Consider the following 12,064-nt stretch of genomic DNA (forward strand, 5'->3'; position numbering starts at 1 on the left):
GCGACTCAACGGCTAATTCTGTTACCAAAGTTTAGCGTTACAGATAGGCGATAGTAACACCCGTGCCGCCATCCGCTTGCTCAGCCGCTTCAAACTTTTGTACTTGAGGATGACGTTTGAGGTAGTCGTGTACACCGCGCCGCAGCTTGCCAGTACCGTGACCGTGGATAATCCAAATTGGCCCTTGAGCGCAGGCGATCGCATCTTCTAACTTACTCTCCGCTTCGGCGACCCGCATGCCCCTTAAATCAAATGTATTTTGAGAGGTGCGGACAGCCGGGGCCGCAGGCGGCGGCGAGGGGGGTGGGGTCATGACCTTGGGCTTCGGCAGTTCGGCTTTTTCGCCTTGTAGAGACTCGATCTCGGCCAGGCCCACGGTCATCTTCATCAACCCAAAGCGCACCATGACTTTACCGTCTTCGTCGGGATCAGTCAGAACTTCAGCGGTTTGCCCGAGGCTGGGAATCCGGATGCGATCGCCCATTTGTGGCTTAAAGCCCGACTTGGGCGGTTTCGCTGGGGCTGGAGCCTGATGTTGGGTGGCAATTTGGTTGACGGCATCCGTGGCCTTTTGAGCCGCTTGGGCAGTGGGCTCACCCTGTTGTAAGCGGCGAATGACCTGAGCAATTTCTTTGCGAGCATCGGTAATCGCTGCTTGCACCGCCTTTTCTTGCTGCTGCTTGAGTTCCCGCTCTCTTGCTTCCAGAAAGGCGGCTTTGCGGGCGACCTGCCGATGCAGTTTTTCCGTTTCTGCTAAGAGTTGGGCTGCGGCGTCGGCTTTGGTTTCCTGCTGTTTGCGCTGAGCCTCTAATCCGGCGATGACCTGGTTTACGTCTTGTTGGTGGGTAATGCTGATTTGGTCACGGGCTTCGGTCACAATGGCTGCGTCTAGTCCTAACCGCTGGGCAATGGTCAGCGCATTGGAACGGCCCGGAATGCCCCACAACAAGCGGTAGGTGGGGGACAGACTCACGTCGTCAAATTCCACGGAGGCATTTTCAAAGCGATCGTCCTCGTACTTCAGCGCTTTCAGTTCGCCGTAGTGGGTCGTGGCCACGGTAAAGCGGGCATGATCCGCGAGATAGTGCAACAGGGCGATCGCCAGCGCACTCCCCTCTGACGGATCAGTGCCAGCCCCCACTTCGTCCAGCAGCACCAGCGTGTTGGTGAATGCGGGGGACGGGGGACGGGGGCGAGGGGGCAACGGTTCTGTGATAAGTGGAGCAGAAGGAGAAGGCGACTGAGTTGCTGGCTCTTGAGAACCGGTGAAGAGGGCGGGAGGCGTAGCCGCTGCTGATTGATCGCGATCGACGGATGGCGGAACTACGGCTGATTCTGAGGATGACTCGGTAGGAGGTTGAATGGCAGCCAAAATGCGGCTAATGCGCTTGATGTGGCCGGAAAACGTGGATAGGCTTTGCTCAATAGATTGCTCATCGCCAATATCGGCCAAAACTTGCTCAAACCAGGGAATTTCTACGGGCTCCCGAGCCGGAATGTAGAGTCCAGCTTTGGCCATCAATGCCGCCAAGCCAATGGTTTTCAGGGTGACAGTTTTGCCCCCGGTGTTGGGCCCGGTAATCGCGACAACCCGGGTTTGAGGATTCACAATGACATCAATAGGCACCACGTCGCTGCCGTCTTCGTGGCGCTGTTGCCACACCAACAGGGGATGACGCAGCTTGCGCAGGGTCGTTTGCTCGGTGGGGGGTACAAAGCGCGGCGCGTTGGCTCCCAGCCAGTCGCCATAGCGGGCGCGGGCAGCGGCTAAATCCAGCACGGTGACGATGCGCAAGAGGTCTTCCAGGTCGTCGTGAACGGCGGCCACTTTGGCGGTCAGCGCCCGACAAATGGCCTCTTCTTCCACTTGTTCTTGCCGTTGTAACTGGCGCAGGCGATTGCCCATCTGGATAATGCTGTTGGGCTCAATATAGAGGGTCGCGCCACTGGTAGAAGCGTCGTGAACAATGCCAGAAATGGCGTCTTTTTGGGGGGCTTTGACGGGGATGACGAAGCGATCGCCGCGCTGGGTGATCACCGCTTCCTGGATGGCGTTGCTCTGCTGTTGCAGGATGTTGTTCAGCTTTTGATAAATTTGGCTGCGCTGTGCTTTTAATTGCTCGCGAATGCCGCCTAGCTTGGGCGTGGCGCGATCGGCGACTTTGCCGCGATCGTCAATACAGTAGTGAATGTCTTGTTCCAGTTCTGGATAGGTGCGGAGCGGCGCAACGAGTTCCGACAAGGTGGGTAACTCGCCGTCTTCAAAACCATCGATCGCCCGCCGCAGTTGGCGCGCCCCCGCGAGAGTGGTCGCAATATCCAGCAGTTCTGGCGGTTGTAAACAGCCCTGACGTTGGGCCCGTGCCAGCGCGTCGCCAATGTCTTGAATGCCCGCAAACTTTAGCCCCGGCGGTCGTTGGTCAATCTGCATGGCTTCGCCGGTTTGGGCTAAGAGTTGCTCACTGTCAGCTTGCTGAGTAGGCAACGGTAGTTGCCGGGCGGCGATCGCCCCCAACTTAGTTGCCGCAAAGGTCGATAAATGTTGACAGAGACGAGACCACTCTAAGAGAGCAAGCGCTTCAGATTGAATCAAAACTAGTTAATCGTCGGTGAACAAAGAATCAAAGACTATGAATACAGCCTTTAGATTCAGTATAGATTCTTGAACCGATGACCGAATATCTACAGAAACTTAATCCAGACTTCAGTGAAAATTCAATCAAACTCGGGATAAATAGCCATAGAGTCAGTATATTTTCTGAAATAGGGGGAGACGGCCTGGAGTCATAGAAGGGAATGACTAAACTTATTACGAGCAAATTTCGCTAGGCCCAAAAGCACACGCTGCAGTTCAGCAGCTTGCCCAGACGCAGTCGTGACCCTGGGGACAGCCAAGAAATCAGGGCTGTGGGTGGGTTAAGAGGCGATCGCTGGCGTCGGCAACACCATGGCAGGGCCACATTCGATCGCCCCACCAGACCCACTCATGCAAAATTCCCGGAGGAGGATTTAACTAGACTTACCGGATTCCTTCAATCAGCGTTAGAAAGAGACTCCTAAGGTCAGATTAGGGAATTTTGTTGGTGTACTGCCTAATTTGAATTCGGGAATCGAGCCGCCCAAACCACACGCTGGCGATCGCTAGCCCTATTCGCTCACGCTCACCCGCGACTACAGTTCACAGCATGTCCACTCCACCTCACTCGCGCTCGCCACAGTCTGGCACTCGACAACCACCATTACGCCTGGTTTTGGTCGTGTCGTTTGTCCTGCAAATTACCGCAGCGGTGGGGTTGACCACAGCGCTCTCTTGGCGCAATGGGCAAAAAGCCGTCGATGATTTAGCTTCCCAACTGAGCGAAAAGGCGGCTAATCGGATCCGCGAACATGTGCAGACCTATTTGCTCCAGCCGAACTTGCTCCAGCGCGACAGTCGTAGCAACCTCTTTTACGGCGATGTGGCCCTGTCGAACTCCCAGGCAATCGCGCGACATTTTTGGCATCAAATTCGCGCGTCCGATGGCATCACCAGCATTTATCTGGGCTATCCCAACGGCACGTTTGTGGGCATTCAAGAGCGCAACAACGGCCAGACTGTGCTGTGGGAGGTAACTCCAGAAACGCAGCCTCAGCGGTTGACCTATCGTTTGAATGAGGCGGGAGAACGGCGAGAACAGTTAAGTTCGCAGTTCTATGACCCTCGCGGGCGGCCTTGGTACCAGGCCGTAGTCAAAAATCGCCATGCGAGCTGGAGTCCCATTTACAAGTTTGCGTCGCAGGACTATTCCGTTTTGGGCATTACGCTAGCCGCGCCCATTCATGGCGATCGCGGCAAGTTACAGGGCGTTTTAGCGCTGGATCTCACGCTAGAACAAATCAGTAGCTATTTGCGAACGCTCAATATCAGCCCCAATGGCGAGGCATTTATCATCGAGCGCACAGGTGACATCGTGGCCACCTCAGCCGATGAGTTACCGTTTTTGACCCTAGCAAGTGGCGAACAGACGCGACTGCCCGCCACCGCCAGCCAAGAACCGATTATTCGGGAGGCGGCCCAATATCTAATCGCCGAATATGGCAGCCTCGAACAGGTCAACACCGCCCAGCAGTTCACTTATGATTTGGCCGGCCAGGACCAACTTGTCCAAATTGTGCCGTTCCGCGATGGTCGGGGACTCGATTGGCTGATTGTGACAGCTATTCCCGAAGCGGATTTCAAAGGTCAAATCGCGGAGAATACGCGCAATACGCTGCTGCTGTGTCTGCTATCTCTGATTGTCGCGGGCATCATTGCGGGCATTACCGCCCGTTGGGTGGCTCAACCGATCCATCGCCTGAGCGCAGCCTCTAAAAAGCTGGCTGTCGGCACCTGGGACTCGCCGCTGCCCAACGGTCGCTTTCAGGAACTGTCGGAGCTATCGTACTCGTTTGAAAGTATGGCCCAGCAGCTGAAGCAGTCTTTTCAACAACTTGAAGACCACAACTACGAGCTGAAACGCCTGGACAAACTGAAAGATGAGTTTTTAGCCAATACCTCCCATGAGTTGCGGACGCCCCTGAACGGCATTATCGGCTTGGCGGAGTCGCTGATTGATGGTGCCAGCGGGCCGCAGACCCGGCAGACGAAGGGCAACTTGGCGATGATTGTCGCTAGCGGTAAGCGCTTATCGGCGTTGGTGGATGACATTCTTGACTTTGCCCAACTGCAACAAGACCGGGTCGAAATTCATCCCCGGCCAGTCGGGGTGCGCGAGGCGGCAGAAGTGGTACTGACCCTGAGTCGGCCCCTCGCTCGGGAAAAAAAGGTGCAGCTGGTGAACGCCGTCTCGCCCAAATTACCGCCGGTATTGGCCGATGAAAATCGCCTACAGCAAATCTTGCATAATCTGGTGGGCAATGCCGTCAAGTTTACGGACTATGGCATGGTGGGCATCTCGGCGCAGATTATTCGTCAAGATGAGGGCCAGCTGGTCATGCTGTCGGCAAATTTGCCGAGCATTTGTCCGCGACCGCAACCAGTGGATGAGTTCCTGTCGGCGGCGGGGGCGCATCGCGTGGCGGGCAAGTCGTTGGCCCAGCCTGACGACAACGACCACACCCGCCAGCCGCTGAGCGCCAGCGGGGTTACCCCGTCACTCAGATCCACCACCAAGGCCGCCGACAGTCCGGCAGAGGTGGCCGCTGAAACGGCTGGTTACTACCTCGCCATCACGGTGTCTGACACCGGGATTGGGATTCCCGAAGACAAGTTAGAGGGAATTTTTGAGCCGTTTGTGCAAGCCGATGGCTCGACTTCGCGGGTGTATGGGGGCATGGGCATTGGTCTGGCGGTGTCGCAAAAGTTAGTCGAGTTGCAGGGGGGCACGTTTCAGGTGCTGTCGGCGGTCGGGGTCGGGTCACAATTCACCTTTACGCTACCGATCACCACCCAAGCCCATGGGCTCCCGCTGGCAGAATCCGACTGGTCAACGTTGACGACTGAGCGATCGCGCTTCCCGATCGCCGGACTACCGCTAGAGCTGCCGCCGATTGCCCCGGCCCCGGCAGTATTAGAGACTGAGATCGATTCATCCATTGCTGTCGGTTCATCCGCCAACGATGTGGCCGATGCGGTATTGGCGCGTAGCAACTTTTCGATTTTGGTAGTGGATGATGAGCCCATTAATCGGCAGGTCATTCGCAATCACCTAGCGGTGCATAACTACCGTGTCATCCAGGCTGGCAGCGGCCCAGAGGCGTTGGCCTTACTGGAAAACGGTCTGCAGCCAGATGCGATTTTGCTCGATGTCATGATGCCACAAATGACGGGCTTTGAAGTGTGCCGTAAGCTGCGAGAGACCTATCCGGCCCATGTGCTGCCGATCATGATGCTGACGGCCAAAAATCAGGTGGGCGATCTGGTCTCGGGGCTATCGGCGGGGGCCAATGATTATCTCACCAAACCGATTTCTAAAGATGAGCTGCTGGCGCGTCTGAAGACGCACCTGTATCTGGCCAAAATCAATCAGGCCTATGGGCGCTTTGTGCCCCGAGAGTTTTTGCAATTTTTAGACAAAGAAAGCATTGTCGAGGTGGAACTCGGCAACCATGTGGAGCGGCAAATGTCGGTGGTATTTGCGGATATTCGCGATTTCACCACGCTGTCGGAACAGATGAGCCCGGAGGATAATTTCAAGTTTTTGAATGCGTTTTTGTCGCGCATGGAACCCGCGATCGCAGAACACCATGGATTCGTCGATAAGTATATTGGCGATGCGATTATGGCGCTGTTTAGCCGGGGGGCAGATGATGCCTTGCAAGCCGCGATTGAGATGCTGCGGCGCTTAGAAATATACAACGAAGAGCGATCGCAGTATGACAAAATCCCCCTTGAGGTTGGCATTGGCATTAACACCGGGAAGGTGATGCTGGGCACCGTTGGCGGTCGTAATCGCATGGATAGCACCGCTATCAGTGACACTGTCAATGTCGCGGCGCGGATTGAGCGCATGACCCGTATTTACAGTGCCAACCTGTTGATTTCTCATCACACTTTTTTAGCCTTGAGTGATTCGAATCAGTATGCGATGCGGGTCATTGATCGGGTACAGGTGAAGGGCAAGGTCGCCTATGTCAGTGTGTATGAGGTATTTGAGCCAGATGCCCCCACCCAACGCGAGGGCAAACTGAAGAGCCGTACCGATTTTGAAACCGGGCTGGCGTATTTTTACCAAAATCGTTTTGCCGACGCCCAACAGCGATTCCAGCGATGTTTAGACATCTGTCCCACCGATAAAGTAGCCGAAAGCTATTACGAACGATGTACTACCTTGCTACAGCCGCTGTGATGGCAAGGTAGCACTCCCGACTCGGCCCAGGGCCGGGGTTGAGGCGTCGCGATCGCTCGGGCAATTCACCTATCGCCTATTCCGCTGGTTCTACAGAAGGGCAGAGCTGATTGACATCACCGTAGTAGGCCAACAAGCTGTAGGTCTGTAAATGACAGAGGTCTTGCTGAATGATGGCCTGCTCTTGCTCGTAGGTGAAATCAATCGGAGTTTGACCGAGCAGAATTTCGATGAGGCCGGGCTCGTCGTACCCAATGCGGACTAATTGGTAGTCTTCACCCAGTTCTAGCGATGCGGCCAGGGCCGCGATCGCGTCAGGTCGGCCACTGGTGCCATCAATCAGGTTGTATTGCTCAGCCTGTTCGGTACCAAAAATGAACGCGCCCATTTCTTGCCGTAGAGTTTGTTCAGAAATGTCCCGAGTTTCGGCGACATGGGTCACGAAGTTGTCATATTCGTTATTGATGTTAACCCGCAGATTTTCCAGTTCTTCTTCGGTGGGCTGGCGAAAGGGGTTGCCCAAATCTTTGCCTTTGCCCGCTGAGATCACAAACTGTTGAATGCCTCCCTGGGTCGTGACCCCGCCGCCGAACAAGCCCCCATCGATCGCGACGGGATCGTTGAAATACACCAGGGTTGGGCCAATCACCCCAATACTGCCAACGATGCTCCCCGGAGCTGCCCGGATCTGATCAGCAGCCACCATTGACCACACCCCCCCAGAAGCGGAAAGCCCTTCCACATAGGCGTGTACGGGGCTTTCAGTGGCGTCCTTATAATCAGCCAGGGCGTCATAAACGATGTTCGACCCAACAACGGTGCCGCCAGGGGTCGACACCCGCAAAAAGATGCCCTGGATGCGATCGTCTTCAGCGACCTTTTCCATGAGTTTTTGAAACTGGTAGGCATAGGTGACGCTGGAATCGAGCCCAAAGAAGCCCGAGTTAGAAGGGCTGTTGAGAATTGGCCCGTTGAGGCGCAGTTCCAGCAGGTAGTTTTCGCTATCTTCATCGCCGTCAACATAGCGAAAATCGAGGGCGTCGTCTTCGCCCTCATCGGAGCTGGAAGAAAAATCGGGAAAACAACCCGTCACTCCCAAACCCAATACGGACACCCCTGCGAATGTTGCCAACCACCGAAGCAATTGATTCATGAACCTCTTTTCCCACTCAATCTTGCGGCTCGTTACGCCTATCACCGTTATGGTAGAACTATTTTTTAGTTTGCCAGCCCTTGGGCGTGAATTGTGGCTGTGGAGCAGTCGGGCATGCGGGGCATCAGAGCGCGGACGCCAGGAGCCGCAGGTCTAGGGACAAGGACGCGATGGGAGCACAGTGCCTACTGGCACCCTTGCTGTTGTGACCACTGGACGAGGGCTTGATCATGAATTTCGCGCCAAGGGCGGTGATGCTGTTGGGCGATCGCGGCGCAGTCTTCGTATTCAGGATGGGCTTTGAGCGGGCGATCGCTGTTGGGCAAAAAGGCAACCTTCATCCGCACTGTTCCCCAGGGCAGCTGGAGGGGCACTAATTCGCGACGTAGACGGAGCCGGGTTTGGTCAGTGCGGCGGACTCCCAGGGTCGTCGTTTCGGTCAATAAAACCATTTCACAGGTCGCCGCTTGGGGCGGATCAGCGATTACCACGAGCAAATGCCCCGGCCGCGATTTTTTCATCATCACCGGCTGCACAAACACATCCAACGCGCCCGCCGCAAAGAGGCGATCGTACAGATAGCCGATCACCTGGGGAGATAAATCGTCAACCTGGGTTTCTAAGACGGTCACAGTTTCCCGACCGGCTTGGGCTTCTCGCTCAGTCGTAGTGTGCGAGTGATGTGATTCGTGGGGCATATGCTCATCGGGGACATGATGGTGGGGTGGGTGTTCGTGGGGGGGATGTTCGTGGGGGGCATGGTTTTGCGGAGCCGGGTGATGGGTGGGGGCGATTTGAGTCGTGTTTGCTTGGGCGCTGGCCTTTGCGCTCAGTTGATCCACTTGACCGATCCACAGCCGCAAAATATTCGGGATTGGCAATTCCTTGTTCCCGGCCCCCAAGCCAATTTTTTGCAGTTGCATAGTCGGCGGTTCGCCAAAGCGAGTTGCCAGTTCCGTCGCGATCGCGGCTCCCGTTGGCGTCACCAGTTCTCCCGTCAGCCCCGCATTGTAAATGGGCACCTGTGCCATCTCCATCAGTTTCAGCACCGCCGGGGCGGGGACGGGTAGACGACCGTGAGCAGCGCGTACGGTACCTGTGCCCGTCGGCAGCGGCGCACAATGCAGCTCATCAATGCCCAGCCAGTCGAACCCCAAGCAGGTGCCCACAATATCGACGATCGCATCCGTCGCCCCGACTTCGTGGAAATGCACCTGTTGCGGATCAATGCCATGAATGGCCCCCTCGGCTTGGGCCAAGCGCCGAAAGATCGCGAGACTCCAGGCGATCGCGCGCTCTGGCAAGGGGGCCTGGGCAATAATCTGAACAATATCGTGCAGGTGACGCACTGGGGGATGGGGGACATCTGCATGGCCTTCATGGGGCAACCGCACATCCACCTTGGTGGCCGCGATGCCATTCTTGCGAACGCTCATCGCCCTTAGCTGCACCGTTTCTGGCAGCTGTAGCTGATCAATATGGGTTTGCAAATAGTCCAACGGCACCCCCGCACTCACCAGCGCCCCCAAACACATATCGCCCGAAATGCCGGTCGGACAATCCACAAAGGCTAAAGTCTTCATACAAAGTCGCTGAACCTATCATGACCATCTTTCATAATGAAGACTACCTTGCCCCGACGGCACAAACTACAGCGCGAGGAGGTTCTCCATGGCGACAATCTACAAAGTGCATCCCCAAACACCGCAAACTCGCAAAATTGAAGCAATTCGCGATGCTCTGCGCAAAGGGGCGGTGATGCTTTACCCAACGGACACGGTGTATGCGATCGGCTGCGATCTCACAGTAAAAGGTGCCATTAACCGCGTCCGACAACTCAAGCAGATTTCCAACGATAAGCCGCTGACCTTTATGTGTTCGTCGCTATCGAATATTGCCGAATATGCCTACGTGAGCGACCCCGCCTATCGCCAGATTCGCCATCTCATTCCGGGCACTTACACCTTCATTTTGCCGGCGACCAAACAGGTACCCAAACTCGTCATGAGTCCGAAACGGAAAACGACGGGGATTCGCGTTCCCGACTCGCCCATCTGTTTGGCCCTGATCGAAGCTTTGGGCAACCCAATCGTTTCAACGTCTGCCCTCTCGCTGTTAGATTTCGACGCTAGGCCAGTGCCGTCTAAGGCCGAGCTGTTTGACGTGGTGGGGCCACAAGTGGATCTGATCATTGACGACGATCGCGACCTCACCTACGGCCTTTCCACAATTTTGAGCCTAGAAGAACCGACTGCGCCCACCATTGAACGGCGAGGGCTCGGTTGGGAACATGCTGCCGACCTCGGCATCGAAGTAGCAGAAGCCCCTGTCCCCTCGCCCCATTAAGGAATCTTCGGGTAACCAATATTCCGGTCAAGGTCAGTGGATGGAATGCAGACAAGCGGCGATTCTGCCCAGCCTTGGTCTGGTCAAAAATGGTATAGCTCTTGCCTGCCCCGGAACAGCCGAGACGGCTGTCCACACTTAGATGCAATTCCCATTCTTTAAGCTTCTAGGCTCTCGGCACCTGACTGCGGATTGCTATAGGGGCAGATTGGTTGAGCAGAGTTAGAAATCACCGACTAGGACTGCTGACCGAGCAATTCCGCAATCTCGTGATGCTCGATGGGGGGTTTGGCGAGTTCGGCCTGGCGGGTATCGGTAATGAGCCAGTCGAGGGCAGCTGCCTGCATATCGATCGAAGCGCCGGTCTTATCGACACAGTAACGACCAAACACCAACTTATCGACCAGTCGCACGCCGGGACCAATGCGGGAATATTCAAAGATGACGCTGCGATCGACGATCGCGTTACTGCAAATAGCACAGTTAGGGCCAATCATCGTCGGCCCAACAATCTTGGCTCCATCCTCGATGTGGGCTCTCGCCCCGATGTAGACCGGTCCTTGAATGTCGACTTTGTCCCAGTTGACTTTGACGTTTAAGCCGGTGTAGATGCCCGGTTTCACCTCTTCACCGGGAATATCGATGAGTTTGACCTGCCCGGTCATGACATCTTGGATGGCTTGCCAATAGTCGGGCACTTTGCCGATATCGACCCATTCAAAGTCCATGCGGATGCCGTAAAAGGGAGCCCCAGCGGCGACCAATTTCGGGAACAAGTCGCCCCCAATGTCATATTCCATGGCCGCGGGAATGTAGTTGAAGATTTCGGGTTCAAAGATGTAAATCCCGGTATTGATGTCGGTGCTCAGGGCTTCTTCGACCTTAGGCTTTTCTTGGAAGGATTTGATCCGCCCATCTTCGTCGGTAACAACGACACCGTAGCTGGGCACCTGCTTAATCGGGACAGATTTCATGACGACGGTGGCGATCGCCCCTTTCTCTTTGTGCTGGCGGACGGCCTCAGTCAAATCAAGATCGATCAACGCATCGCCACACATCACCACAAACGTATCGTCAAAGAAGGGCGAAAACTCTTGGATCTTTTTCATGCCACCAGCGGAACCGAGGGCGTCGCCCACTAGTTGCCCCTCTTCGATGCGGCCTTCAAAGGAATACGCTAACTCGACGCCAAAGCGCTGACCATCGCGAAAATAGCCTTCAATTTCATTGGCGAGGTGACTCACGTTCACCATAATTTGGTCGAAACCATGATGCTTGAGGAGATCAAGCAAAAACTCCATCACTGGTTTTTGCAAAATCGGAATCATCGGTTTCGGAATTGTGTAGGTGATGGGCCGAACCCGCGTTCCCTTACCAGCGGCCAGAATCATGGCTTTCATAGGGCATCCTTGTGAACTTAAAAATACAGCCTAGAAGACATACACGTCTGAGAGTCAAATTTCAGCAGATTATCGAGCTCAGTTGACGGACTGCGATCGCTCATTGACCTGGCCCACTTTGTCTTTAAGCGGCTGGCTAATCTCAACCTCGTCTCAGACAAGCACATGCTATCAGAGGATACCCGCAGCAATAGAGAAGTTCATGCAAGGGGAAAATGCCAACTTTGCAAAGATCTCATGAATACTAGCCAAATTCACGGAATCAAACAGTAACTGATTGTAGACGGCTGGCGGAACAGATCAGCCTCGTCGGCAGAGACATCCCAAATCGGCCCCTC

General features: G+C 55.3%; 6 protein-coding genes. 2 read left to right on the plus strand and 4 right to left on the minus strand.

The genetic code is table 11. The features are described 5' to 3' along the window. Positions 1–37: 37 nt before the first annotated feature. The gene (locus JUK32_RS03595; RefSeq protein WP_204137480.1) at positions 38–2,593 is read right to left on the minus strand and encodes an endonuclease MutS2; all 2,556 of its coding nucleotides are present in this window, start codon (positions 2,591–2,593) and stop codon (positions 38–40) included. A 664-nt stretch (positions 2,594–3,257) separates the two neighbouring features. Here JUK32_RS03595 and JUK32_RS28240 point away from each other — a divergent pair. Then, positions 3,258–6,827, plus strand: coding sequence for a response regulator (locus JUK32_RS28240; protein ID WP_204137481.1), 3,570 nt, complete (start codon positions 3,258–3,260; stop codon positions 6,825–6,827). Between the two features lie 76 nt (positions 6,828–6,903). On the opposite strand, the gene JUK32_RS03605 is transcribed toward JUK32_RS28240, so the two are convergent. Next, complete coding sequence (locus JUK32_RS03605) at positions 6,904–7,980, minus strand: S49 family peptidase (RefSeq protein ID WP_204137482.1); 1,077 nt, start codon at positions 7,978–7,980, stop codon at positions 6,904–6,906. A gap of 185 nt (positions 7,981–8,165) precedes the next feature. Further along, on the minus strand, positions 8,166–9,563 hold the full coding sequence (larC, locus tag JUK32_RS03610) for a nickel pincer cofactor biosynthesis protein LarC (RefSeq protein WP_204137483.1): 1,398 nt from the start codon (positions 9,561–9,563) through the stop codon (positions 8,166–8,168). An 88-nt stretch (positions 9,564–9,651) separates the two neighbouring features. Between larC and JUK32_RS03615 the strand changes: the two genes are divergently transcribed. Next, the gene (locus JUK32_RS03615; RefSeq protein WP_204137484.1) at positions 9,652–10,326 is read left to right on the plus strand and encodes an L-threonylcarbamoyladenylate synthase; all 675 of its coding nucleotides are present in this window, start codon (positions 9,652–9,654) and stop codon (positions 10,324–10,326) included. A 236-nt stretch (positions 10,327–10,562) separates the two neighbouring features. Here JUK32_RS03615 and JUK32_RS03620 read toward each other — a convergent pair whose 3' ends face one another. Further along, positions 10,563–11,726: a sugar phosphate nucleotidyltransferase gene (locus tag JUK32_RS03620; RefSeq protein WP_204137485.1), complete on the minus strand. Its 1,164-nt coding sequence runs from the start codon at positions 11,724–11,726 to the stop codon at positions 10,563–10,565. Between the last annotated feature and the right edge of the window lie 338 nt (positions 11,727–12,064).

The sequence above is a fragment of the Halomicronema sp. CCY15110 genome, from assembly GCF_016888165.1.
Lineage (GTDB): Bacteria > Cyanobacteriota > Cyanobacteriia > Phormidesmidales > Phormidesmidaceae > Halomicronema.

Excerpts from the sequence above, each read along its gene's own strand:
- JUK32_RS03605 (WP_204137482.1), bottom strand. The coding sequence starts at position 7,980 with ATGAATCAATTGCTTCGGTGGTTGGCAACATTCGCAGGGGTGTCCGTA.
- larC (WP_204137483.1), bottom strand. The coding sequence starts at position 9,563 with ATGAAGACTTTAGCCTTTGTGGATTGTCCGACCGGCATTTCGGGCGAT.
- JUK32_RS03620 (WP_204137485.1), bottom strand. The coding sequence starts at position 11,726 with ATGAAAGCCATGATTCTGGCCGCTGGTAAGGGAACGCGGGTTCGGCCC.
- JUK32_RS03615 (WP_204137484.1), top strand. The coding sequence starts at position 9,652 with ATGGCGACAATCTACAAAGTGCATCCCCAAACACCGCAAACTCGCAAA.